Source organism: Edwardsiella anguillarum ET080813 (assembly GCF_000264765.2).
Taxonomy (GTDB): domain Bacteria; phylum Pseudomonadota; class Gammaproteobacteria; order Enterobacterales; family Enterobacteriaceae; genus Edwardsiella; species Edwardsiella anguillarum.
In genome coordinates, this window is record NZ_CP006664.1 from 2,068,326 (window position 1) to 2,092,180 (window position 23,855).

20 protein-coding genes are annotated in these 23,855 nt (G+C 59.4%); 8 read left to right on the plus strand and 12 right to left on the minus strand.

The annotated features are described in order from the left end of the window. Window positions 1-207: 207 nt before the first annotated feature. Both fucA and fucO read left to right on the plus strand, forming a co-directional pair. The gene (gene fucA / locus ETEE_RS09260) at window positions 208-855 is read left to right on the plus strand and encodes an L-fuculose-phosphate aldolase (protein WP_034165633.1); all 648 of its coding nucleotides are present in this window, start codon (window positions 208-210) and stop codon (window positions 853-855) included. A gap of 12 nt (window positions 856-867) precedes the next feature. Further along, entirely contained in the window at window positions 868-2,016 is a 1,149-nt protein-coding gene (gene fucO / locus ETEE_RS09265; protein WP_034165634.1) for a lactaldehyde reductase, read from the plus strand. 61 nt (window positions 2,017-2,077) lie between these two features. Here the strand turns inward: fucO and ETEE_RS09270 are convergent, their stop codons facing one another. Beyond that, entirely contained in the window at window positions 2,078-2,647 is a 570-nt protein-coding gene (locus ETEE_RS09270) for an HdeD family acid-resistance protein (RefSeq protein WP_012847172.1), read from the minus strand. Window positions 2,648-3,048: 401 nt separating this feature from the next. Here ETEE_RS09270 and ETEE_RS09275 point away from each other — a divergent pair, with 401 nt between their 5' ends. Next, complete coding sequence (locus tag ETEE_RS09275; protein WP_034165636.1) at window positions 3,049-3,966, plus strand: bestrophin family protein; 918 nt, start codon at window positions 3,049-3,051, stop codon at window positions 3,964-3,966. Between the two features lie 70 nt (window positions 3,967-4,036). Here ETEE_RS09275 and torD read toward each other — a convergent pair whose 3' ends face one another. The 3 genes from torD to torC are packed head-to-tail and all read right to left on the minus strand — an operon-like array spanning window position 4,037 to window position 8,429. Further along, window positions 4,037-4,720, minus strand: coding sequence for a molecular chaperone TorD (torD, locus tag ETEE_RS09280; RefSeq protein ID WP_034165637.1), 684 nt, complete (start codon window positions 4,718-4,720; stop codon window positions 4,037-4,039). Next, the gene (gene torA / locus ETEE_RS09285; protein ID WP_034165638.1) at window positions 4,717-7,257 is read right to left on the minus strand and encodes a trimethylamine-N-oxide reductase TorA; all 2,541 of its coding nucleotides are present in this window, start codon (window positions 7,255-7,257) and stop codon (window positions 4,717-4,719) included. The genes torD and torA overlap by 4 nt, the downstream gene beginning before the upstream one ends. A gap of 14 nt (window positions 7,258-7,271) precedes the next feature. Then, window positions 7,272-8,429, minus strand: coding sequence for a pentaheme c-type cytochrome TorC (gene torC, locus ETEE_RS09290; protein ID WP_034165640.1), 1,158 nt, complete (start codon window positions 8,427-8,429; stop codon window positions 7,272-7,274). Between the two features lie 137 nt (window positions 8,430-8,566). Between torC and torR the strand changes: the two genes are divergently transcribed. Continuing rightward, window positions 8,567-9,256: a two-component system response regulator TorR gene (gene torR, locus ETEE_RS09295; RefSeq protein ID WP_015460770.1), complete on the plus strand. Its 690-nt coding sequence runs from the start codon at window positions 8,567-8,569 to the stop codon at window positions 9,254-9,256. A 7-nt stretch (window positions 9,257-9,263) separates the two neighbouring features. Here the strand turns inward: torR and torT are convergent, their stop codons facing one another. Further along, window positions 9,264-10,298 carry a TMAO reductase system periplasmic protein TorT gene (torT, locus tag ETEE_RS09300; RefSeq protein WP_034165641.1) on the minus strand — a complete coding sequence of 345 codons (1,035 nt, stop codon included), beginning with the start codon at window positions 10,296-10,298 and terminating at the stop codon, window positions 9,264-9,266. A gap of 79 nt (window positions 10,299-10,377) precedes the next feature. On the opposite strand from torT, the gene torS reads away from it, so the two are divergent. Further along, window positions 10,378-13,149, plus strand: coding sequence for a TMAO reductase system sensor histidine kinase/response regulator TorS (torS, locus tag ETEE_RS09305; protein ID WP_034165642.1), 2,772 nt, complete (start codon window positions 10,378-10,380; stop codon window positions 13,147-13,149). Window positions 13,150-13,269: 120 nt separating this feature from the next. After that, complete coding sequence (locus tag ETEE_RS21605) at window positions 13,270-13,410, plus strand: hypothetical protein (protein ID WP_167549808.1); 141 nt, start codon at window positions 13,270-13,272, stop codon at window positions 13,408-13,410. 608 nt (window positions 13,411-14,018) lie between these two features. On the opposite strand, the gene ETEE_RS09310 is transcribed toward ETEE_RS21605, so the two are convergent. Genes ETEE_RS09310 through ETEE_RS09340 form a run of 7 tightly spaced genes read right to left on the minus strand, consistent with a single transcriptional unit; the run spans window position 14,019 to window position 20,864 of the window. Beyond that, a complete protein-coding gene (locus ETEE_RS09310; protein WP_034165938.1) occupies window positions 14,019-14,903 on the minus strand; it encodes a sulfite exporter TauE/SafE family protein in 885 nt (294 codons plus the stop codon). Window positions 14,904-14,912: 9 nt separating this feature from the next. Next, window positions 14,913-15,674: an SDR family NAD(P)-dependent oxidoreductase gene (locus ETEE_RS09315; protein ID WP_034165939.1), complete on the minus strand. Its 762-nt coding sequence runs from the start codon at window positions 15,672-15,674 to the stop codon at window positions 14,913-14,915. A gap of 20 nt (window positions 15,675-15,694) precedes the next feature. After that, window positions 15,695-16,564, minus strand: coding sequence for an NAD(P)-dependent oxidoreductase (locus ETEE_RS09320; protein ID WP_034165940.1), 870 nt, complete (start codon window positions 16,562-16,564; stop codon window positions 15,695-15,697). 2 nt (window positions 16,565-16,566) lie between these two features. Continuing rightward, complete coding sequence (locus ETEE_RS09325; protein ID WP_034165941.1) at window positions 16,567-17,442, minus strand: SMP-30/gluconolactonase/LRE family protein; 876 nt, start codon at window positions 17,440-17,442, stop codon at window positions 16,567-16,569. Further along, window positions 17,432-18,310, minus strand: coding sequence for an aldose 1-epimerase (locus ETEE_RS09330; protein WP_034165942.1), 879 nt, complete (start codon window positions 18,308-18,310; stop codon window positions 17,432-17,434). The genes ETEE_RS09325 and ETEE_RS09330 overlap by 11 nt, the downstream gene beginning before the upstream one ends. A gap of 1 nt (window position 18,311) precedes the next feature. Continuing rightward, complete coding sequence (locus ETEE_RS09335; protein WP_034165943.1) at window positions 18,312-19,103, minus strand: HpcH/HpaI aldolase family protein; 792 nt, start codon at window positions 19,101-19,103, stop codon at window positions 18,312-18,314. Window positions 19,104-19,112: 9 nt separating this feature from the next. Further along, a complete protein-coding gene (locus tag ETEE_RS09340; RefSeq protein ID WP_034165944.1) occupies window positions 19,113-20,864 on the minus strand; it encodes an IlvD/Edd family dehydratase in 1,752 nt (583 codons plus the stop codon). A 214-nt stretch (window positions 20,865-21,078) separates the two neighbouring features. On the opposite strand from ETEE_RS09340, the gene ETEE_RS09345 reads away from it, so the two are divergent. Next, complete coding sequence (locus ETEE_RS09345) at window positions 21,079-22,848, plus strand: solute:sodium symporter family transporter (protein WP_045425489.1); 1,770 nt, start codon at window positions 21,079-21,081, stop codon at window positions 22,846-22,848. Next, entirely contained in the window at window positions 22,821-23,849 is a 1,029-nt protein-coding gene (locus ETEE_RS09350; RefSeq protein ID WP_034165945.1) for a LacI family DNA-binding transcriptional regulator, read from the plus strand. Before ETEE_RS09345 ends, ETEE_RS09350 begins: the two co-directional genes overlap by 28 nt. The last annotated feature ends 6 nt before the right edge of the window (window positions 23,850-23,855 follow it).

The window sequence follows — 23,855 nt, forward strand, 5'->3', positions numbered from 1 at the left end:
GAATTGGCCTGTTTTTAATTAAGGCGGCAAATAGTCTTGATGACGGTCACAAAATAATGCGCCGTAGTTTCCTCTTCCGTTATTCAGGCGAAATATGTGCACAGACAAATAGCGAACTTACCGCGATAGGCCTCTGCCGATCCTCCTGCGTCCAGCGCAGGCGCAGGCAGGCGGATGTGTCCGGTATCACCCTGAGAGAGGTTAACCATGGAAAGAGAAACACTGGCGCGCGCCATTATTGATACCTGCCTGGAGATGACGCGTCTTGGGCTGAATCAGGGCACGGCAGGCAACGTCAGCGTGCGTTACCGCGAGGGCATGCTGATTACCCCGACCGGTATTCCCTATGAGCAGCTGCGCTGCGATCACATCGTCTATGTGGATGGCGAGGGGCAGCATGAAGAGGGTAAGCTGCCCTCCAGCGAGTGGCGTTTTCATCTGGCCGCCTATCAGGCTCGCCCCGATGCCAATGCGGTGGTCCATAACCACGCGATTCACTGCACTGCCGTGTCGATCCTGAATCGACCGATCCCGGCGATCCACTACATGATCGCCGCCGCCGGCGGCAACACGATCCCCTGCGCCCCCTACGCGACGTTTGGTACCCGTACCCTGTCGGATTACGTTACCGAGGCGCTGAAATACCGCAGAGCGACGCTGCTGCAGCACCACGGCCTGATCGCCTGTGGGGAAAACCTGCAGAAGGCGCTGTGGCTGGCGCATGAGGTCGAGGTGCTGGCCCAGCTGTATCTCACCACCCTGGCGATCGTCGATCCGGTGCCGGTGCTCTCCGATGAGGAGATCGCGGTGGTGCTGGAGAAATTTAAAACCTATGGCCTGCGTATTGAAGAGTGAGGGGGAGTGACCATGGCACATCGCATGATCCTGAACGAAACGGCCTGGTTTGGCCGCGGCGCCATCGCTGAACTGCCTGCGGAGATCCAGCGACGTGGCTACCGCAAGGCGCTGATCGTCACCGATGCCACGCTGGTCGCCTGCGGCGCCGTCGCCCGGGTGACAAAGCACCTGGATAGCGCCGGACTGGCCTACGCCCTGTTCGACGGGGTGGTGCCCAATCCGACGATCCGGGTGGTACAGCAGGGGCTGGCGGTATTTCGCGACAGCGGGGCCGACTACCTGATCGCTATCGGCGGCGGCTCGCCGCAGGATACCTGCAAGGCGATCGGGATCATCAGTAATAATCCGGCGTTCGAGGATGTACGCAGCCTGGAAGGACTGTCGCCGACCACGCGTCCGAGCGTGCCGATTCTGGCGGTGCCGACCACCGCGGGAACCGCGGCGGAAGTGACCATTAACTATGTGATCACCGATGAGGAGCAGCGGCGTAAGTTTGTCTGCGTCGATCCGCATGACATTCCCCAGGCGGCCTTTATCGATGCCGATATGATGGACGGTATGCCGCCGGCGCTGAAGGCGGCCACCGGCGTCGATGCGCTGACCCATGCGATAGAGGGCTATATCACCCGCGGCGCCTGGGCGCTGACCGACGCGCTGCACCTGAAGGCTATCGAGATGATCGGCGGTGCGTTGCGCGCATCGGTGAACGGCGATGCCGAGGCGGGCGCGACGATGGCGCTGGGGCAGTACGTCGCCGGTATGGGCTTTTCCAACGTGGGGCTGGGGCTGGTACACGGCATGGCACATCCGCTGGGCGCGTTTTATAACACGCCGCACGGCGTGGCCAATGCTATTTTGCTGCCCCACGTAATGCGCTATAACGCCGGCGCCTGCGGCGAGAAGTTTCGCGATATCGCCCGAGCGCTGGGGGTCGCTTGCGACGATCTGAGCCTGGATCAGGCTGCGGCGGCGGCGATCGCCGCGGTCGAGGCGTTAAACCGGGACGTAGGGATCCCGCCGAGCCTGCGTGAGGTCGGGGTATGCGAAGAGGATATCGCGCGTCTAGCGGAGGCCGCGCTGGCGGACGTCTGCACCGGCGGTAACCCGCGTAGCGCGACGCTGCGGGATATCGAGCTGCTTTACCGTCAGGCTTACTGAACCGGCACGTTTAACGCAGCGGGGCGCCCTCTGGCGCCCCGTTGGTTATGAGGGAGGGCGCTTAGCGTTGCTTCAGCAGCTGGGCGACCTGAAACAGGCTGAAAGAGCTGAACAGCATTTCGATACCGACGATCATGGTGACCAGCAGTATGGATCCCTGTGGCCCGGCGCTTATCAGCATCCAGGCGATCAGGAGATCCAGCAGGCCGATGATGACCTGCAGCCAGCCGCCGTGGGCGCCCTTGAGCTTAACGCCGGCCATCAGGCGGGCGATCCCCCCTAGGGCAAACAGGGTCGCGACCAGGACCGCGACGGTGAACAGGCCGACCTCTGGGCTGCGAATGAAGATAAAGCCCATCACTAGATAGGCGGCGCCCATTAATATCCCACCGATCATCGGCCAGAGGTTGTTGGCCCGATTGGCAATCATGCCGATGATAAGCCCTACGCCGCTGAGCAGCAGCAGAATGCCGACCACGGCGCTCAGAGCGTTGCCGGAGGCCAGCGGACGGAACAGGCAGAACAGGCCGCCGAGCAGCAGCAGCAGCGATAGGATCAGCAGCGAGACGCGCTGTTGCTTAAGGAAGCGCGGATCCAGCTGCAGCAGACGGTTGCGATCGAAGTAAATCATGGTGACTCCCTAACCCGCCAAACGGGCGTTCCTGACAGGGGACCCGGTGCCCCGCAGTCCCGTTAGATGGTGCATCACACCGTCACATACGTTAACGGTATGTTTGCTATTAATAATCCATGATCGGTCAGGCTGCAAAAAAAGAGTGCAGGTGCAGGATAATGACCCTGGCAACGGTGACGTCCAGCGCGTAACCGTGAAGCGACAGTATTTTCTGCCGGGAGTATAGGCAGTATGGCGTTTTTTTCCTCACCCGTTCGCCGCGAAAGGATCTGCCTGTTGCCGCTGCGCGTGACACAGGCGTACACTGGCGCGCCGCCGCCCCGTACCGCGCAGGGACGGCCGTCGTAGGGAAGTTCCCCCAGTCATGTGCGCGGTGTCGTTTTTCCGAGTAATTCAGAATGATCGTTAGACCCCCCCAGCACTGGTTCCGGCGCCTGTTCGTCTGGCACGGTTCGGTGTTGCCGAATATCCTTTTTCGTCTCAGCCTTAATTTCATGGTCTCTTGCCTGGCAGTGATGTGCTACCTCTGGCATGAGGACTTTAACGTTAACCTGACGCTGGGCCCTTTCAGCCTGCTGGGGGTGGCCATCGCCATCTTCCTCGGCTTTCGCAATAACGCCAGCTATGCCCGCTTTATTGAGGCGCGGGTGCTGTGGGGATCGCTGCTGATCACCACCCGCTCTCTGATGCGTCAGGCCATCAGCCTGATGCCGCACCCGGGCGGCGAGCACCGGCGTTTCGCCATGCTGCTGACCGCGTTCTCATATGCGCTGAAGCACCATCTGCGCCGTGAGCCGATGGCTATGGAGCTGACCCGTCTGCTGCCCTCGCAGGATAAGGCGGCGGTGCTCGGGAGCTGCTCCCCCTGCAACCGTCTGCTGCAGCTGATGGGGCAGTGGCTGGGAGAGCAGCGGCGGCGCGGCTACCTGAGCGATATCGACTTCCAGACCATCGACACCAATCTGAATCAGCTGTCGGTGATCCTAGGGGGCTGTGAGCGGATCTCCAATACGCCGATCCCGTTCGCCTATAGCCTGATAGTTCACCGCACGGTGTACGTGTTCTGCGCGCTACTGCCCTTTGCCCTGGTCTCCGATCTGCACTATATGACGCCGCTGGTATCGGTATTTATCTCGTATACCTTCATCGCCCTGGATGCCCTGGCGGAGGAGCTGGAGGATCCGTTTGGCATCGAGGCCAACGATCTGCCCCTTAACGCGATGGCTCATACGATAGAGTCGAACCTGCGCGACATGATCAACGATCATACCCACCTGGCGCGTATCTGCCCCGACAGCCACTGTCGGCTGGACTGAGCCTCTCCCGCGCAAAAAAAAAAACGGGCGGATAATTCCGCCCGAAATCGATTTTCTTCTGTGTTTATGGTTATCCGGCAACGAGCCCTGGTGTGGCGGCCGGTGATGCGCGTTCGACGGCGCTGAGGTCGGCATCCTGCTGAACCAGCGCCAGCAGCAGCTGGCTCAGGGCGCCATAGAAGCCAAACGGATCGTAGCGGACGCAGCTGGCGCTGAACGCCGGCAGCCAGCCGAGCAGCAGGCTCAGGGTGCTGCGGCGTAGCTGCATCCGTTTGCTCTCCTGGTGCTCCGGCTGCTCTGCGCTGGCGAAGCTCAGGAGGCTGAGCAGCTCCAGGAAGATGGACAGGTGATCCTCGGGCTCGTGAAAGTTGGCGTTCAGCTGCATGCCGGCCTGGCGCAGCAGGGACTGCATCTCCACGCAGATCGCCTGGTGAAAGCGCGGCGTCTCTCCTTGATAGCAGGAGGCATAGGGCAGCGCCGCCCGCTTCTGCGACAGCAAAAATAGACCGGCAAAGTCTGCCGCCAGCTCCAGACGGGCGTCCGGACGCACCTCCAGCGCGGCGAGCGCCGCCTGCAGGTGCTGCAGCGCCGGGCGCAGGGGCGTCTGTTGGCAGAGCAGATCGAGCCAGGCCTGCGTGTCGGTCGAACGCAGGCGGGCCAGCTGCGCCTCGTCCAGTTCGTGGGCGAACAGCCCGGCTAGCCAGGCGTACAGACAGGTATAGTGCTGCGTCGTCAATGGACTGACTGCGTTCATGACTTGTCCTCCGTCTGCAGCGGTACGTACTGACACTGCGCTACCATCTCCTGCGGGCCATTGAAGGCGGTGACCGGAGCCTGAGGGCCGCGGTACCTCTCCACCTCGACGATGGCGGTATGGGCGCTGGTGGCCTGGGCCAGCCGCGAAGAGCCGATATCCAGAGTCAGGACATTGGGGTTGCCGTATTTACACAGGGCCCCCGCCACGCCGCCGCGATCCGGGTCGTACCATGCGCCTTCGTGGATGCGGATCACCCCGGGCACATAGCGATCAGAGACCACGGCCCCGGCCAGAACCTGGCCGCGATCGTTGAATACCCGGACGATATCGCCGTTGCGGATCCCGCGCGCGTCGGCGTCCTGCGGGCTGATAAAGACCGGTTCGCGTCCGCCGACGCTGTAGTGCGCCCGCAGCGTCGGCGATTCGCACAGCTGCGAGTGCAGGCGGAAGTCAGGGTGCACCGACTGCAGATGCAGCGGAAAGCGCACCGAGCCGGGGCCGCCGTGGGAGCGTTCGGCCTTTTCGAACCACATCGGGTGGCCATGGCAGTCGCCGTAGTGCATATCGGCGATGCTCTTGGAGTAGATCTCGATCAGGCCGCTCGGGGTGCCCAGCGGCTCCAGATCCGGATCGTCGCGGAAGGCCTGATGACGCACGAACAGCTGCGGATCGCCAAACTCGATATAGCCGTTGCCGTTCCAGAAGGCGTCAAAGGTCGGCAGGTGGAGCCCGCGACCTTTGCCCTGCTGAGCGCCCTCCTGATAGATCCGCTTGATCCAGCCCATTTCGTCCAGCCCTTCGCTGAAGGCCTGTTCGCGGTTAAAGCGTCGGCACAGCTCGCGGAAGATATCGAAGTCGTTACGCGCCTCAAACTGGGGCGGCACCAGCTGCTTCATCGCCAGAATGCCGCGGTTGGAGTGGTTGCCGTACTGATCCAGATCGTTGCGCTCAAACTGGGTGGTGGCCGGTAGGACGATGTCGGCGAAGCGGCAGGTGGAGGTCCACTGGTTGTCGATGGCGACGACGGTCTCCAGCGTCTGCCAGCCGGCGATCATGCGGTTGATCTGCTGGTGACGGTGGAACGGGTTGGTACCGGCGAAGACGCACATCTTCAGCGCCGGCAGGGTCACCTGTTTGCCGTTCCAGTCGATTTTTTTGCCCGGTTCGAGCATGGCATCGATAAAGCGGGCGATGGGGATGGTGCTGCTGGCTCCGCGGTAGTCGCTGCTGTTGTGCAGCGGTGGGACGGCGGTGGCGCCGGAGAAGCCGCTGAGGATGATCCCTTTGCGGCTCGGGGTGCCCGCGCCGTTGTAGTGCCAGCCAAAGCCAAAGCCGCCGCCCGGCAGGCCGATTTGCCCCAGCATGGCGGCCAGCACTACGATCATCCACGACCACTGCTCGCCGTGCTGCATACGCTGTACACACCAGCCGGCGATGATCTGGGTCCGTCCGGCGGCCATCTGGCGCGCCAGGGCGCGGATGGTTTCGGCGTCGATGCCGGTCAGCTCGGCGGCCCACTCGGCATCCTTCGGCTGGCCGTCCTGGGTTCCCAGCAGATAGGGCAGGAACTGGTCGAAGCCGACGGTGTAGTTGTCCAGGAAGTGGACGTCGTACAGCTTCTCGCTGTACAGGGTATGGACCAGCGCCAGCTGTAGCGGCACATCGGTCTGGGGATTGACGGCGATATGCTGAACCCTGTCGCGCCCTAGGTACTCATGGGTGGAGGAGACCACGGTATCGATGCTGACGACGCGGATCTCACCGTTGGCGACCTTTTCTTTCAGCTGGGCATAGTACTGATAGACATCGTGATCCGGGCACCACCAGTTGGCCTGCTGGTTCTTCAGCAGATCGGATCCCCACAGAATAACGGTCTTGCTGTTTTTCAACACCAGCGGCCAGGAGGTCTGCTGCTCATAGACCTCCATGGAGCCGACGACCCGCGGCAGGATCACCTGCGCGGCGCCGGTTGAGTAGTCACCGCCGGTACCCACGCTGTTGCCGTGCAGCGCCAGCGCCCGTCCCATCATGCCAGCGGCGTTGTGGAACATGCCGGTCGACTGCCAGCCGCTGCCGCTCAGCAGGGCGCTGGGGCCATAGGTGGTCTGGATGCGCTCCAGCTCCTGATAGAACAGATCCAGCGCCTCGTCCCAGCTTACGCGGACGAAGCGGTTATCACCGCGCTGGCGCGTATCGCTGAGGTGGCGCTTGCGCATCCAGTCAATGCGTACCATCGGGTAGCGGATACGGGCCGTATTGTGTACATGATCCGGCAGGCCGGCCACCATCTTGGAGGGGTAGCTGTCCTTCTCAAAGGGTTTGGCGGCGACAAAGCGGCCATCCACCACCGTGGCGCGGATGGCGCCCCAGTGTGAGCCGGTCAGGATCCCTTCCTGTACGCCGCCTGCGGCGGCCTGCGCCTGCGCGCCACGGCTGACCAGCAGGGAGGGGCCAAACATGCCCAGGGCGGTCAGACCGCCGAGCTGCGACAGAAAACGGCGGCGTGATATGTGGACACTTTCGTTATGGTTCATCGATGGTCTCTCCCTTAGTGTTTCTGATCGGCGCCGCCGGTGTCTGAGGCGTTCATTTGCAGATATTTGAGCAGGGTGCGCTCTTCCCGCTTGTCCAGGCTGGTGAAGCCGATCATACCGTTGAGGGTGCCAATCCAGCCGTTGGCGTCAAAGTGCGCCTTCTCCGGCGCGCCGTGGCACTGGTTGCAGGTGCCGTTATACAGCGCATCGGCGTAGGCCCAGATCGGCTTGATGTTATTGACCAGGTCGCCCTTTTGTACCCAGGCGGTGGTCTGCAGCTTGCTCCACTCCACGCCGGTGGCGGCGACGGTGGTTTTCTCCAGCGTCTTGGCGTTCTGCTGTACCTGGTCACGGATTGAGGAGACGAAGATACGCTTGCCCGGCAGCAGGGACAGCACGCGCTGGCGGCCATTGGTTTCCGTCCAGCCTTCGATCTGCACCTGCAGCCAGTCGCCGTCGCGCTTTTGCACGGTGACTTCGGAGGCGGGCAGCAGGGATCCGGCCGGTTCTTTGTCGCCTTTGGCGGCGTAGATCGGCTTCATATCCAGGGTATACAGGGTGTTGCCATCATCGCTGGCCGTCTGACGCAGCTCGGCAAACTGCTTGCGGAAGCCACTGCTCATGTCCGGCAGCTGATGCGCAATGCCCTTATGGCAGTCGATACAGGACTGATTATCCTTAGCGGCGATGGCCATCTGCTTGGCGGCCTCCGGATGCTGCTTGGCGTGATCCATCGCATCATAGTTATGGCAGGAGCGGCAGGTCGCCGAGTTATTCTCTTTCATCCGCTTCCACTCCCGCTCGGCCAGCTCGGCGCGCTTGGCCTCGAACTTCTCCGGCGTGTCGATCGAATGGGCGATGAAGGTCTGGTAGATATCGTTACTGGCTTCCAGTTTACGTTTCACCATGCCCGGCACGTCGGGGGGAATGTGGCAGTCATGGCACTCGGCGCGCACGCCGGAGGCGTTTTTGAAATGCACCGACTGCTTATACTCCTGGTAGACCGGCTGCATGCTGTGGCAGCTGACGCAGAACTCGGTGCTGCTGGTCAGCTTGATGCCGACGTGCGGCAGAACGATCAGCGTCAGGCCGATGACGATGCCCAGCGCCAACAGCGCTAGTACCGACCAGCGCGCGCTGGGGCGGTTCAGCCTGTTCCATAGATTTTTCATCGCAAGATCCTGTCATGATGAGGGAATGGAGGTTATACGCGATCTTATTGTTTAAATATGAACAGGGTCACTGGTCAGCGTGAACACGATACGTCAGAATATGAACAGATATGAACAGATAACGGTGGGCCGTGGCCATGACGCACCACATTGTGATTGTGGAAGATGAGCCGGTGACGCAGGCGCGTTTGCGTGACTACTTTGTCCAAGAGGGATACCAGGTTTCCGTGACCGCCAGCGGCGCCGGGCTGCGCGAGCTGATGCTGTTGCAGCCGGTCGATGTGATCCTGCTGGATATCAATCTGCCTGACGAGAATGGACTGATGCTGACGCGCGCGCTGCGCGAGCGCTCGACGGTGGGGATCATCCTGGTCACCGGCCGCTGCGATCGCATCGACCGTATCGTCGGCCTGGAGATGGGGGCGGACGATTACGTCACCAAGCCGCTGGAGCTGCGCGAGCTGGTGGTGCGAGTGAAGAACCTGCTGTGGCGCATCGATCTGGCGCGCCAGGCGCAGCCTGCGGCGGATAACTGCTATCTGTTCGCCGGCTACTGTCTGAACGTGTCGCGCCATACGCTGACGCTGGACGACGAGCCGATCCGGCTGACGCGCGCCGAGTATGAGATGCTGCTGGCCTTTGTGACTAATCCCGGCGCAATTTTAAGCCGAGAGCGGCTGCTGCGTATGCTTTCATCGCATCGGGTCGACAGCCCCGATGTGCGCACGGTGGATGTCCTAATCCGCCGCCTGCGCGCCAAGCTGCGCCCCGATCTGTTCGTGACCCAGCACGGCGAGGGCTATTTTCTGGCGGCCGAGGTCGCCTGACTGCGCCTTACCCTGGCTTTGGCGCGGGCTGATAGAGATAGACCGGGCGAAAGCCCAGGGGGGAGAGCGAGCGGTGAACCTGTGCGCTGCTGACGTTGCGCTGGGTGAGCACCAGGATCGGCGGGCTGACGTTGTCCGGCACGCGCTCTCCCTGTAGCGTGCGCAGGGCCTGTTCGACGGCCAGCTCGCCCTGCCACACCATCTGGTCGCTGGCGGCGGCCAGAATGCGGCCGCGCTTCAGGCCGCGGTAAACCTGGTGCGAGAGATAGAATGAGACGATGGTCAGCGGTGTGGCACGGTTACGCCCTTCGCCCATGGCGACTTCGGCGGCGATGGCGGTACCGGCCACCACATCGATATCCGGGTGGCGCTCCAGCATGTCCTGTAGCAGATTGCGCTGCACCTCGATGTCATTGTCGCCGTAGGCGACCTCCACGATCTGCAGGCGGCTGCCGTCCAGCGCCGCCTTAAAGCCATCGCTCATCTCTCGGCTGCCGCCGGCGTCGCGCGGGCCGGGCATCAGCAGAACCTTGAGCGGGCGCTGGCCGAGGCGCTGCGCCAGGTAGCGTCCCGGCTGATAGCCCATCTGGAACCAGGGAACGCCGACCCGGGTGCGGATGGCGGGATCGTGCAGGGCGTTGACGACCTCGATCAGCGGGATCCCCGCGGTCAGCGTCGCCAGCGCCGGGAGGTGGGCCGTGCTGCTGCCGATCAGTATGGCGTCGGCTCCCCAGTCGCGGCATAGGGCCATCTGCTCGCGCTGGGTCGCTTGCTGACGATAGCCGCCGGCCTCGAATACCTTCAGCGTCACGCCCAGTCGGCCGGCGGCCTGGATCATCCCATCGTTGATCGAGAGCCAGTAGGCATCCTTCAGGCTGGGATAGAGGGCGCACAGCTTCCAGCGCTTAATGGCGTGCAGCGGGGGTTGGCGCAGCTGAACGGAGTGACGATCCGACGGCCAGCGCAGCAGCGGGGCATCGGCGTGCGCCGTCGCGGTGGACAGCCAAAGCAGACAGAGAAATAGGGTGCGCCGTCGGGACATAATAGCCTCGTGATGGGTAAGCCTTTATGCTAGTGCCTTATCACGGATTAACTCAACGTTTTTACGACGCGGGAGCGCTATGGGGACGCCTTCTCTGACTCGCCGGCTGTGGCTGGCTTTTGCGCTGATGGCGGCGTTAACCCTGGGCAGCGTGCTGGTGGGGTGGTTTAGCCTGCACTACGTTGGCCGGGTGGAGCAGGCCAATACGCAGGCCCTGCTGCCGACCATGAACATGGCGCGCCAGCTGAGCGAGGCCGGTGCCTATGAGCTGTTTTCGGCCCAGAGTCTGAGCAGTGCGGACAGCGAACGGGAGTGGTTGGCCCAGGGGCGGATGCTGACGGCGCAGAGCCTGAAGATCAGCCGTCTGCTGGATGAGCTGCGTCGCCAGGGATTCGATATCGAGACCATCGCCCGGCAGGAGACGGAGATCACCCGCTCGCTGGGAGAGCAGGGGGCGCTAGTGGGACAGCGCCTGCAGCTGCGTCTGCGCGCGCGGGCGCTCAGCGCGCAGGTGGCGGCGGCGGCAGAGCAGATTGCCGAGCTGGCCAAAGGACAGGCCAGCAACGCGGCGACGGCCGCCGGTGCGACCCAGGCGGGTATCTATGATCTGATTGAGCAGCGGCGGGTGGCGGCGGCGGAGCAGGCGCTGGACCGGCTGATCGATATCGATCTGGAGTACCTGAATCAGATGAGCGAGCTACGCCTGAGCGCGCTGCGGGTCCAGCAGATGATCATGGCGCTGGAGAGCGACAGCGGCCGTTTGGCGCTGAGCGAACAGGAGGAGCGCCTGGCGCAGGCGCTGCGCATCCTGCAGCGCCGCCAGCAGCGGGTTGAGGATCCGCGCATTCGCGCCCAGATAGCCCAGGCGCTGGGGCAGGTTGCGCAGTACCGTACGCTGGTTGACCTATATCGCCAGGATAATGATATTTACGCCCGTCTACAGGCGTTGTCACAGAACAACCTGGATCTCTTTACCCGCTTTAGCGCGGAGATAAGTCGCCAAGTGAGCGATATTGAGCGGCGCAATGCCGCCGCGCTAGAGCAGCTGCAGCAGGCGCGTCGTCTGGGGCTGACCTGGCTGACGCTGCTGGGGGGCGCCGGGCTGCTGGCGCTGTGTCTGATCCTGTGGCGCGTGGTTTACCGCTCGCTCTCTCAGCCGTTGGCCCATCAGACGGCCGCGCTGCAGCGCCTGCTGGACGGCGACTTCGACTCCCCCTTTCCCGATCGCGCTGGAGTGTGCGAGCTGGATACCATCGGACGTCTTATGGAGGCGTTCCGCACCAGCGTACGCGCCCTGCGTCACCAGCGTCAGCATCTGGCCGATCTGGTACAGATGCGCACCGCCGAGCTGCAGGCGCTGGTGGTTGAGCACCGTCAGGCCCGCGCGGAGGCGGAAAACGCCGATCGGGCCAAGTCGGCGTTTCTGGCGGCGATGAGCCACGAGATCCGCACGCCGCTGCACGGTATTCTGGGCACCGCCCAGCTGCTGGCGGAGCAGTCGATCTCTCCCCAGAGCCGTGGCTATGTCCAGGCGATCAACGACTCCGGTGAGTCGCTGCTGGCGGTGTTGAACGATGTGCTGGACTATTCGGCGATCGAAGCCGGCAGCAGTAGCGTGGTGCTAAACGATGAGCCGTTTTCACCGCGCCAGCTGCTGGATAGCCTGCTGCGGCTGGCGGAGGGGCGGCTGCGCGAGCGTCCGCTTCGCCTGGCGCATGACTACGCTGATGCGTTACCGACATGGCTGCAGGGCGATCCGCGCCGGATTCGCCAGATCGTCATGAACCTGCTGAACAACGCCCTGCGTTTTACCGAGCGCGGGGTGATTCGCGTGAGCTGCGGCTGCGATGAGATGCGCTGGTGGATAGCGGTTCAGGACAGCGGCTGCGGCATCGATCCGGCGCAGCAGGCGGCTATATTTCAGCCATTTGTGCAGCTGAGCGCCCGACGCGGCGGCACGGGGCTGGGGTTGGCCATCTGCCGCGGTCTGGCGCAGGCCATGACAGGAAGCCTGGCGGTGAGCAGCGCCCCGGGCAAGGGGAGCCGCTTCTGCCTGAGCTTACCGCTGCGACGGGCGGCGCTGCCGCCGCCGGAGGCGCCTGCGCAGGCATGGTTGCTGGCCGGGCGTCGCCTGCTGCTGATCGAGGATAATCCGCTTAGCCAGCGTATCAGCGCAGAGATGCTGCAGAGCGCTGGCGTTCAGGTTCGTATCGCCGGCAGCGCCGCGGAGGCGCTGGCCCTGCTGGCGCGGGATACGGCGTTCGATGCGGCGCTGGTGGATTTTGACCTGCCGGACAGCGACGGTCCTACGCTGGCGCGCCAGATGGCAGAGGCCTACCCGCAGCTGAAGCGCATCGGTTTTAGCGCGCATGTGCTGGATGAGGCTCAGCACCGTCGGATCCGTCCACTGTTTTGCGGCATGATCCAAAAGCCGGTGCCACGGGCAGAGCTGTGCCGCCTGATTGCCCATGCGCTAACCGACGGTGAGCGGAGCGCGGCGCAGCCGTCCCGCGTGGCGCAGCAGATCGCAACGCCGCTGGATGACGGACAGCTGGCGGAGGATTTGGCGGCCTTTGGCCAGCCGCGCCTGACGGAGTGGCTGGCGCTGTTTCGTCAGCACTCGCTACCGCTGCTGGCTGAGATGGCAGCGGCCCGCGCCGCGGGAGACGCCGACCTGGTGCAGGGGCTTGCGCACCGCCTGAAAAGCAGCTGCGCCAGCCTGGGAATGCGCGGCGCGGCGGATGCCTGCCTGGCGCTGGAGCGAGCCCCGCTGACGGCGGCGGCGGTTGACGGACCGATCCGGGAGGGGCTGGTGGCGCTGGAGGCATGGCTGGCGAAAGTCTCGGAATAGGATGACGGCAATATGGCGTGATTACCAGTATGATTAGAAGAGATATCGCGGGATTGGTGCCCGGCGCCGAAGTGCCATCACGGAGCGATGGCGAAGCGTCTACGGGATAAGGAGCAAAGGATGTGGCAGTTAAAGTGGCAGGCCCCGGCGCTGCATAAAAAAACGCGGCGGGTAAATCTTGGCTGGGCGATAGCCCTGCTGCTGTTGGGGGGCTGCATGGCGCTAGCCGCCGTGATCTACCTGATTATCAGCGCGCTATAGCGTCTGCGGGCCAATGTCCCTACCACGAGGTCGGGGCATTGGCCCACAACAGGAGACGATCGTGCTCTTCACGACGGACGAGCCTCCAGGATTTTGTATCCTCAAGGTGTTCTGTTCCATTGGCGCGTTTAAGCTCGCCTTTGCCGATAGCGGCGCGCCGCTCTTGGAGAACCGCTACGGATATAATCGGTATCGTTTCGGCCTTTGCCGGGCTGCATCATGATGCTTATTCTTTAGCACCGGGAAGCGGCGCTGGGGAAGGATAAGGATGCCAACGACAGAGGAGCCAACAATTTGCTGATTCAAAAAGCAAAAACCCCGCCATAAGGCAGGGTTTTCATAAGAAGTGGTGCCGGACTCGGAATCGAACCAAGGATTTGTTTTTATATCAATGAAATCACCGAATAACAGTAAGTTACCTTAACACTTCGATTTCGAACGTACCACTATTTTGTACCATGAACAACTTCATCGAAGATCTAAGTTTGAATCGCCTCGGATAATCTAGACACTTCTGAGCCGTTGATGGACTGACCCCACCCCTAATCGTTGGATGTCCAACTTTCGGGGGGCACTTCAGAAGTTCAGCAGCTTTTTTTGCCTTGTTTTTACTGTGCTTTTTGCGCTTCATCGGAGGCGCGAATCGCCGCCACTTTCTTACCAAAGGCGAGTTGCAGAACAGCCAATAAACCAAACGCCGGCAGCAGCGCACTGATAGCGGAGATACCGGTCGCGCCTTTAATTAGCATTGCGCCAGATGCGATCAGCAGCAGGAAGACCATAATGCGGAACGTTTTTACCGAGATCCGCTTGTGGACATACTGGCCGACAAGCGAGCCCAGCAGCATGGTTGGAATGCAGAAAATTACTAACTTAATGGTCGATATTGTCAAAATGCCGCTGGTGGCCAGGCCGCCAATAATCGCGATGTTGTTTGCAGTGAAGAAGGCGTTCAGCGTGCCGCGAAACGCAGCCGGGCCCAGATTACGCAGCATACCGTACATCACCACCGGCGGCCCGTTCGTGGAGAAGGCTGCGCCTAAGGCTCCGGCGATAGCGCCCATCGGTGCGGCAATCCAGCGTTTGTCGTAGACCGGCAAACGAGGAATAAACAGGCTGTAAAACGAGTAAATAATAATAAAGCCGCCAAGCCAGATTTTCATAATGTGATCAGGAAGATACGACAATGCATACAGCCCGACTGGGATACCCGCGAACGAAAAGAGGATCAGAACCGCCGCTGATTTCCAGTCCGTCTCTTTGCGCGAAAGCCACGTCGCATAAAGCGCGGTTGCGGTGCCGACCATCACCGATATCGGCGCAGCCATTTTCAGAGGCAGCACCATCGTAATCAGCGGCATGGCGGTCAGCCCACCGCCAAAGCCTGCGCAAATACCGATGAAGGTATAGAGAAACATGACACCGATAACAATCAGCATCGTGCTGGTTTCCAGCGGCGCACCGTCCGGGGTTAACAGGTTAAAGAAATCCATATTGGCCTCTTAGTTAAGCGAAAGTCCTGCATCAATAACGAAATCCTGGCCAGTACAGCCGCAGGATTCATCAGATGCGAGGAACAGAGCGAGCCGGGCGCAGTGCGTGCCGTCAAGACGCAGCTTCAGTGCCTGTAATTCAATAAACTGATTTACTGCGGCAGGGTCGAGTTTGGCCCACATGGCGTCCTGCTTCGCCGTACGGATAGCGCCCGGCACCAGGCTGTTAACGCGAATGCCACGCTCGCCCAGTTCCTGTGCCAGAGTGCGGGTAAAACCGTGGATAGCGGCTTTGGAAAGGGAATAGCACACGCGCCCCGGGCGGCCGCGCATCCAGTTAATGGAACCCATATTGATAATGCTGCCGGTACCTTTACGCGCCATGCCTGGGATCACTGCCTGAATTGCAAACAGGTGATGACGCAGGTTCACGTTGATACGGTTGTTGAAATACTCTTCGGTGAGTTCGTCAATCGTGTGATGATCGTCGCTACCGGCGTTGTTAATCAGCACATCGACGTCGCCAAGTTGTGCGATAATCGTCCCGAAGCAGCTTTTTAACTGAGGAATGTCGGTAACATTGCACGGTAAAAAGAGGCAGTTCAGCTCTTTTGCCAGCGCTTCGCCTGCGTCTTTATTGAAATCGAGGAACGCGACGCGCGCGCCCTGGTCAACAAAAGCGCGGACATACGCTTCACCGATACCGCTGGCGCCGCCGGTAATCGCGACGATTTTATCTTTCAGGCTGTTATAAATCGCACTTGCTTGCATGATGCTGTTTCCTTCTAATTTTATTTGCTGGAATGGTCTTTCACGACTTTGAATGTTGCGCAGAAATCTTCGCCGCCGAGGCCGCTTTCGATACCGCGGTCATAAACGGCTTTTACCACGTCGACGCCCGGCAGCGTTAACCCGGACTCCTGAAGTAGGGTTTTCATGATGTTGACGTCTTTCGCCATGTTCTGAAGGGAAAACGCGGTACGGTAATCCTCCGCGATCAGGCTGTTAATTTTGCTGTCGAGATACCAGTTGGTCGCGCCGCCATAGGAAATCGCCGTGTGAAAATCAGTTTTATCAATGCCGTAGCGATCGGCGGTGGTCAGCATCTCGTTGACGCTGTTCTGAATGCCCGCCACCATCAGGTTGTGTATAATTTTCATTACCAGCCCGCGGCCATTCTCACCCATATGGATTTGATTATTGCCCATCATTGCCAGCACCGGTTTTACTTTTCCCCACGCCGCTTTGTCGCCGCCGACGTAGATACCCAGCTCCGCTTTGACTGCTGCCGGAACGGATTTCACCACCGGCGCATCCAGCATCACCGCGCCGGTTTTCGCCACTTCAGCGGAAATGTCCATTGAGACAGACGGGTCGATAGTCGACATATCAATGGTGATTTGACCCGCGTGTAAATGGGGAAGCAACTGTTGGTATACATCGAGAACGTGCTCAGAGCGCGGCACCATGCTGATAATCACGTCTGCCTGCTGCGCAACATCCGCAATGGAGACGGCGGCTTGCGCGCCGTACGCGACCAGGCGATTCACGGCTTCTGGGTTGAGATCGTAAACCACGACATTGCCGGAGAAGGCGTTGACGATATTTTTCGACATGGCTTCGCCCATCAGGCCGAGACCGATAAATCCAATCGTATTCATTATTAACTCTCTTTAAATTTTGCTTTTGCTACCCCGGCGACAGCCACCTGCAGGGTAAAAATTGCCCCGGAAAGCGGGCGCTCGATAATTTCTTCTGCGGTCATGTTTTCCCGCGTGGTGGTGATAAACAGCGTTTTCAGATCGTCGCCGCCGAAGCAGACCATGGTCGGACAACGCACCGGTAGCGCGTACTCTTCGATAATCTCGCCCTGCGGTGAGAAACGTGCGATGCGCCAGCCATCAAACAGTGCGCTCCAGTAGCAACCTTCAGTGTCCATCGCAGCACCGTCAGGTCTACCGTTACCGCGCGGGAAGGTTTCCCACACCTGGCGCTGGCCGGGATTGCCGTCCGCATCCAGCGGTGTGCGATAAATCACATGATTCGGCGTATCGCTGGTGTACATCCACTTTTTGTCGGCGGAAAAAGCCAGTCCGTTTGCGCCAAGGATGTCGCACTGCACCACCGTGGTTTTTAACGCTGCGTCTACCCGGCACAGCAGTGCGCCGTTATAGTCGCGCGGCCCCCAATAAGTGCCGGCATAAAAGCGCCCCAGCCAGTCGGTACCTCCGTCGTTGAAGCGCGCCAGTTGCGGGTTATTCGGGTTATCGCAGACCTTTTGCGTCAGCGCGCCTATCTGGTCAGCTAGCCAGATGCCCGAGCGCATTGCCACGATAAAGCCGCCACGCTCGCGCAGAGCGAAACAGCCCACCTCTTCTTCAAAATGAAAAACAGTTTGCTCGCCGGTCTGCGGTTGATAGCGATGGATCTGCTTTTTAAGGATGTCGGTCCAGAATAGTGATTGGGTGTCGGCGTCCCAGGTAGGGCATTCGGGCAGCTCGCCCTGATAATCAAAAAGCGGTGTCGGGTTATTTTTCATCGGACATCCTTACTGTCATATGAAGTGATAACGAGCAGCCTGGGGCGACAACATCCATTGCCTGCTCGCCGTTGCCGGGAGAGAACAGATTAATCGCGTTGTTGATATGGCTGACCGGCTCAATGGCCACCACATTTCGCTCCGTACCGGGAATAAAAAATACGGCGTTGGGCACGTCGCTGGTTAATGTTGCGCGAATGCCGCGCCGTGGCCAGCGCACGATGGCTTCACCGCACCAGTGGGTAAAACAGTTATCCACGGAGTTGGGAACCGGCGCGCGAAAAGCGCGGTAATCCCATTTCTCAGGCGTCGGTATCTCTTTGTAAGGCAGGCTGTTGTCATCGTTCAGCCACACGCGCGCCGCGCTGAACTGCACCTCGCTATCGCTCGCATCGGCAAAGAAAGGATGAAAACCAAGCCCAGCCGGTACGGGAATGTCCGCCAGATTGTGATAGCGCAGGGTGAGGGTCAGGCTATCCGGTGTAAGGGCGAAAACCTGCGTGGCGCGCCACGGCCAGGGCCAGACCTCTGATGCCGGGCGTTCCAGAGTCAGCGTGACGGACTCTTCGCGGTCCTGTTCCTGCCATTCGCACTGCCAGCCGTTGCCGTGCAGCGCGTGTGGATGATTGCCGAAATTGCGCGCCACCTGCCAGCGGCGATCGGAAAAATGAAACTCTCCCTGCGCAATCCGGTTCGACCAGGGAACAAGTGGGTAGCTACCGCATAGATTGGCGCGCTTTTCCCCGCCCGGGTTGAAAGGGCGAAAAATATCGTGACCGCGCCAGCGTAGCCAGGCCAGTGCGCCACCCAGTTCAGGCGCAACGGCGATGGACACATCGCCGCAGGTGCGTTCAATCAGCCGGGTCATCTTAGTAGACCTCACCGCCGCTAATGCTCAGTTTCTCACCGCGGATCTCCGCCAGCTGTTCTTTCGCGCGCGCCAGCAGGAAGCTCATGTCAGAGGCCAGCGCCACGAAAGTAAAGCCCATCTGCTGGTATCTGTTGACTAGATTCGGGTTACCGCCGACGATGCCGCATGGTTTACCAAGACGCTGGCATGTTTCCAGCCCGCGCTTGATCATCGCCTGTACGTCCGGGTGTGATGGATTGCCAGGATGGCCCATCGCTGAGGAGAGGTCGCCTGGGCCAATGAAGAAACCTGTGATCCCGTCCACGTTGTTAATCGCGTCGATATTGTCGATGGCTTCCGGTGTTTCCAGTTGCAGGATCAGGCACAGTTCATCGCGGGCCTCCTGCACAAACTGCGCATTCCCACCCCAACCAGATGCTCGGTGCATGGCGGCGAAGCCGCGCTTGCCATACGGCGGATAATAGGCTGACTCTACGGCTTTTTTCGCTTCTTCCGGGGTGTTAATAAACGGGATCATCAGCGACATCGCGCCGCCGTCAAGCGCGCGTTTAATCAGCACCACGTCATTTCCAGCGAGACGGTACAGGGGCGTAGTTTCGGCGTTAACGCTGCGAATGGCGCGATCGATGCAAATAGCATCCAGCGTATCAACTGCGACATGTTCCTGATCCAGCACCAGAAAATCGAACCCCACGGTTGCCATCGCTTCTGCAACCGTATCGCTCCCGGTCATCATCCAGGTGCCGAACAGGCACTGCCCTGACAAAATCGCGTGCTTAAAGTTATTCATCATGACTCCTCAAAAAATGGGCGGTTCGGGGACATCGCTGCCGGATTGCAGGAAGTCGAAATCACAGCCTTCGTTCGCCTGGGTGACATGCTGCTGATAGAGTGCGGCCCAGGAGCGGCCAAAGACTTTATGTTGTGGGGTATACGCGGCACGGCGACGGTCGAGCTCGGCATCATCGACCAGCATATTCAGCGAACCCGCCGCGATATCCAGTTCGATCAAATCGCCGGTTTTCACCAGAGCGAGCGGCCCGCCAATCGCGGCTTCAGGCGCGACGTGCAGAATGCAGGTGCCGTAGTGGGTACCGGACATCCGGGCATCAGAGATGCGCACCATATCGGTGACGCCCTGCTGCAACAGCTTTTTCGGAATAGGCAGGTTGCCCCATTCCGGCATTCCCGGCGCGCCGACCGGCCCGGCGTTGCGCAGAATAATCACTGTGTCTTTGCTAACATCCAGCGCCGGGTCGTCAATCTGATCGGACAGGGCCTGGTGCGTATCAAACACCAGCGCCGGGCCGATATGTTTGCGCAGCTGCGGGCTGGCGGCAGAGGATTTCATGACCGAGCCGTTCGGGCAGAGGTTTCCGCGTAGTACCGCCAGTGCGCAGCCCTGTGAAAGCGGAATAACTGGATTGCTGAGATCGCGGATTACGTCGTCGTCAAAACACTCCGCCTGTTCAACCCACTGACTAATTGGGTAGTTGGTCACCCCGACAGCGTCGAGATGTAAAAATCCGCTGAGTTTTTTCATCAGCGCTTTCATGCCGCCTGCGAAGAAGAAGTCATCCATCAGGTTAGAGCCCGACGGGAAGAGATTCGCCAGAACCGGAATTTTTCGGGCAATGATTTCCATATCTTCCAGATTCAGCGGAATGCTCGCGCGGTTTGCCATCGAAATCAGGTGGATAGCGGCGTTGGTTGAGCCGCCCAGCGCCATGTACGCCACGATGCCATTGAGGAAGTTCTCTTTTTTCAGCCACGTAGACGGTTTATGGCCGTACCACACCATATCGACAATGGTCAGACCGCACTGCGCCGCCATCTGCGGGTGACGGCAGTCCGCCGCCGGAATGGAGCTGGCGCCCGGAAATGTGAAGCCCATCGCATCCGCGATAGAGGTCATGGTGGAGGCGGTTCCCATGGTGTTGCAGGTCCCGATTGAGCGCGTCATCGCGCCTTCCAGTTCGATCCAGTCGTGCTGGGTAATTGCGCCAAGGCGCAACTGGTCCCAGTATTTTTTGGTGTGCGTACCCGCGCCCGTTGCCTGGCCGTGCCATTTGCCAGTCGTCATCGGGCCTGCCGGGCAAAAAATCAACGGGATATCCATCGACAGTGCGCCCATCAGCAGCGCAGGCGTAGATTTATCACAGCCACCCAGCAGAACTACGCCGTCAATCGGATGCTGGCGCAGTAGCTCTTCCGCTTCCATCGCGAGGAAGTTGCGGTACAGCATGGTGGTGGGTTTCACCATCACTTCGCCCATCGACAGGGCTGGAAGTTCGACCGGGAAACCGCCCGCCGCCCAGACGCCGCGTTTGACTGCTTCCGCCCGTTCGCGCAGATGCGAGTGGCAGGCGCTCATGTCGCTCCAGGTGTTGATGATGCCGATAACAGGTTTACCGAGGAACTCTTCGCGGGCAAAACCCATCTGCTGTGTGCGTTGCCGATGCGCGAAAGCTCTGATCGTTTCTGGCGCGTACCAGCGTTGGCTGCGCAGTTCTCCGATCTCACGGCGAGTTAAGCGATCTTTGTTGAACATATTTTCAGTGCCCTACGATTAATGTGCTTTCACGTTAATATTGTAGCGCTACGATTATCAATATGGTGAAGATGAAATGTGTGACCAACAACACAATTAATACGCATAATGTCAAGGTTTTCTGGCGAGCTTCAAATTCTCATAATAGGCGAACTTCTTAGTCTGAAAGGCATATGTGATAGTGTCTAGATACTGAAATCGGCAGGGTACATTTATGAAAATGTTATTTTCCGTTGGTACTTTTTTTCTCTTCCTTATTTTCGTAGCGCTATATTCTTATCATAAAACGAAGGGGGTTTCAGAATCTGGCGTCGAGGGCTTTTTTCTCGCCGGACGCGGACTGTCAGGATATTTCATTGCTGGTTCGCTGCTGCTTTCTAATCTTTCTGCTGAACAGTTGGTAGGGCTGAACGGCAACGCCTACCGTTTTGATATCAGCGGAATGGCCTGGGAGAGCACCGCCGCCGTAGCAACGGTGGTGATGGCGATGTTTTTTCTGCCGCGCTTTTTGCGCCGTGGAATAACAACCATGCCGCAATTTCTGGAAAACCGCTTCGATCGCAACACCCGCCGCATGGTCAGCATCATGCTGCTGGTGGGGTACGCGGTGATGGCTAACCCTTGCAGCCTCTATCTTGGCGCTATCACCATGAATGAACTGTTTGATTTTCAGAAGATTTTTAATCTGCCTGCATGGGGCTCCATCGGTGTGCTGGCGTTTGCGATGGGGGCGGTAGGCGGTCTGTATGCTACGCTTGGCGGCCTGAAAGCGGTGGCGATCTCTGACACCATTAGCGGTATTATTTTGCTCATTGCCGCGCTGTTAATTCCGGTTTTAGGCCTGTTCGCGTTGGGGGATGGCTCGCTGCTGTCGGGGGGTAAAATCCTGCTAAATCACCCGGAACAGCTGAATGCGATTGGCAATGAAACGTCATCGGTTCCTTTTAGTACGATATTCACCGGGATGATCTGCGCCAACCTGTTTTACTGGTGTACCAACCAGATGATAATTCAGCGCACGCTGGGCGCGAAGTCTCTGGCGGAAAGCCAGAAAGGGGTGCTGCTGGCGGGCACGATTAAACTGCTGGTTCCGCTGGCGATGGTGCTACCGGGGTTAATCGCCTTCAACATGTTTGGCCCCGTGTTCAGCAACGCGGATTACACGTATCCGGCGCTGGTGAAGGCGGTGCTACCGTGGTGGCTTATCGGCATGTTCGCGGCGGCAATTTTCGGTACGGTCATCAGCCATTTCAACTCGATTATTAACTCCAGCGCGACGCTGTTTGTTATCGATCTCTATGGCCCACTGACCGGCTGCCAAGATGAGAAAAAGCTGGTTCGCGTAGGTAAAGTGGCCTCGGTGATTTTTTCGCTAGTGTCGATTATTATCGCGCCGCTGCTACTGCATACGCCCAACGGCATTTTTGATTTAATGCGGCGCTTCGCCGGGTTTTATAGCATCCCGATCATCACCATTGTGCTGGTGGGGTTCCTGACGTGTCACGTTCCCGCACGAGCGGCGAAATGCGTGCTGATTTTCCATATTATCGCTTACGGCCTGTACACGTTTACCGGTCTGAATAAACTGATCCCCGTGCATTTTATCCACGTGATGGGGATTTTGTTCGTGATTGAAGTCGCCCTCATGCTGCTAATCGGTAAGCTTCAGCCCGTTAACTGGGTGGATCTGCATGTATCGCCTGCCAAAATCCCCATGGAAAAATGGCGTTACGTGGAACGGGCAAGTATTATGATGTTGGCTGCTTTAATCAGCATATTTATCACGTTATCGCCACTTGGCCTAACTGCGAAAACCGGTATCCCTGAGAGTTTCGTCTGGCTTATCGCCGCCGTCTGGGGAGTGGCGCTTATATTCGTTCTGGTATTAACACAACGCCAGCGTTCCGGCCGGAACGCGCTAGGGGCGTGGGTAACTGAGGAAAGTGCGGGAGAGGAATGCGCCAGAGATCACGCCAAATCGTAAAACTTGATAATGTCGCGCAAAAGGCGGGGGTATCGCCTTCAACGGTTTCGCTGTATATCCGCCAGCCCGAACGCGTCTCTGACAAAACCGGTAAAAAAATTCAGGCCGCCATTGATGCCTTGGGTTATGTGCATAATAAAATTGCCAGCCAGTTTACCGGCGGGCAGAGTAGTAACATGGCCGTGGTGCTGCCTTCGCTAGCGAACATCTTTTTCAGCCATGTCGTGCAGCGCATCGAATCCACCGTTAGTGCGCAGGGCTTCCAGCTCTCGATTGCCTCTCACGATCACAGCCTCGACAAAGAAGAGGAACAGATCCGCTCAATTCTGCAATGGTCGCCTGCGGTGATTGCCATTGCCGGGGCGGATCACAAAACCTCGACGCTGAAAATGCTGCACAACAGCGGCGTCCCGGTGATTCAGATGTGGCAGGTTGACGGCGGAACGTTTGCCGCGCAGGTCGGCAATGATCACGAAAAAATCGGTTATGAGGCAGCCCGTTATCTACTTGAAACGGGGTGTCGCAAACTGGCTTATTTCACTACGCGTTTTGAAGATGACATCCGGGCACGCATTCGCTACACAGGTTTCTGCTGTGCACTGGAGGAGCAGGGTAAAACGCCTCTTCTGGTGGATATACCTAACGGTGAAAATATTTGGCAGGGGAGTCGGGAAATTTTGATGAAAACGCTGGTAAAAGAGCGCGGTCTGGATGGGATTTTCTGCACCAGCGATTCTATTGCGACCGCGTTGTTAATGGAAGCACAGGCGCGGGGCATTTCCGTTCCCGATAAGCTCAGTATTCTGGGTTACGGCGATTTCCCCTCCAGTGCCTGGTTGTCACCCGTCACTCTTAGTAGTGTGAACCTGAATGCAGATGAGATTGCGACACGTACAGCGGAGATGATGCTCAAAATGAGCGCCAACAGAGGCTATGTGGGGGATGTTGTTGATGTCGGTTTTGAGATCATGCCGCGCGGTAGCACCCGTTTGCCTTTCTGAAAAATG

What these genes read in the sequence shown, in the direction of transcription:
- fucA (WP_034165633.1), top strand. Translation starts at nt 208, where the DNA reads ATGGAAAGAGAAACACTGGCGCGCGCCATTATTGATACCTGCCTGGAG.
- fucO (WP_034165634.1), top strand. Translation starts at nt 868, where the DNA reads ATGGCACATCGCATGATCCTGAACGAAACGGCCTGGTTTGGCCGCGGC.
- ETEE_RS09270 (WP_012847172.1), bottom strand. Translation starts at nt 2,647, where the DNA reads ATGATTTACTTCGATCGCAACCGTCTGCTGCAGCTGGATCCGCGCTTC.
- ETEE_RS09275 (WP_034165636.1), top strand. Translation starts at nt 3,049, where the DNA reads ATGATCGTTAGACCCCCCCAGCACTGGTTCCGGCGCCTGTTCGTCTGG.
- torD (WP_034165637.1), bottom strand. Translation starts at nt 4,720, where the DNA reads ATGAACGCAGTCAGTCCATTGACGACGCAGCACTATACCTGTCTGTAC.
- torA (WP_034165638.1), bottom strand. Translation starts at nt 7,257, where the DNA reads ATGAACCATAACGAAAGTGTCCACATATCACGCCGCCGTTTTCTGTCG.
- torC (WP_034165640.1), bottom strand. Translation starts at nt 8,429, where the DNA reads ATGAAAAATCTATGGAACAGGCTGAACCGCCCCAGCGCGCGCTGGTCG.
- torR (WP_015460770.1), top strand. Translation starts at nt 8,567, where the DNA reads ATGACGCACCACATTGTGATTGTGGAAGATGAGCCGGTGACGCAGGCG.
- torT (WP_034165641.1), bottom strand. Translation starts at nt 10,298, where the DNA reads ATGTCCCGACGGCGCACCCTATTTCTCTGTCTGCTTTGGCTGTCCACC.
- torS (WP_034165642.1), top strand. Translation starts at nt 10,378, where the DNA reads ATGGGGACGCCTTCTCTGACTCGCCGGCTGTGGCTGGCTTTTGCGCTG.
- ETEE_RS21605 (WP_167549808.1), top strand. Translation starts at nt 13,270, where the DNA reads ATGTGGCAGTTAAAGTGGCAGGCCCCGGCGCTGCATAAAAAAACGCGG.
- ETEE_RS09310 (WP_034165938.1), bottom strand. Translation starts at nt 14,903, where the DNA reads ATGGATTTCTTTAACCTGTTAACCCCGGACGGTGCGCCGCTGGAAACC.
- ETEE_RS09315 (WP_034165939.1), bottom strand. Translation starts at nt 15,674, where the DNA reads ATGCAAGCAAGTGCGATTTATAACAGCCTGAAAGATAAAATCGTCGCG.
- ETEE_RS09320 (WP_034165940.1), bottom strand. Translation starts at nt 16,564, where the DNA reads ATGAATACGATTGGATTTATCGGTCTCGGCCTGATGGGCGAAGCCATG.
- ETEE_RS09325 (WP_034165941.1), bottom strand. Translation starts at nt 17,442, where the DNA reads ATGAAAAATAACCCGACACCGCTTTTTGATTATCAGGGCGAGCTGCCC.
- ETEE_RS09330 (WP_034165942.1), bottom strand. Translation starts at nt 18,310, where the DNA reads ATGACCCGGCTGATTGAACGCACCTGCGGCGATGTGTCCATCGCCGTT.
- ETEE_RS09335 (WP_034165943.1), bottom strand. Translation starts at nt 19,103, where the DNA reads ATGAATAACTTTAAGCACGCGATTTTGTCAGGGCAGTGCCTGTTCGGC.
- ETEE_RS09340 (WP_034165944.1), bottom strand. Translation starts at nt 20,864, where the DNA reads ATGTTCAACAAAGATCGCTTAACTCGCCGTGAGATCGGAGAACTGCGC.
- ETEE_RS09345 (WP_045425489.1), top strand. Translation starts at nt 21,079, where the DNA reads ATGAAAATGTTATTTTCCGTTGGTACTTTTTTTCTCTTCCTTATTTTC.
- ETEE_RS09350 (WP_034165945.1), top strand. Translation starts at nt 22,821, where the DNA reads ATGCGCCAGAGATCACGCCAAATCGTAAAACTTGATAATGTCGCGCAA.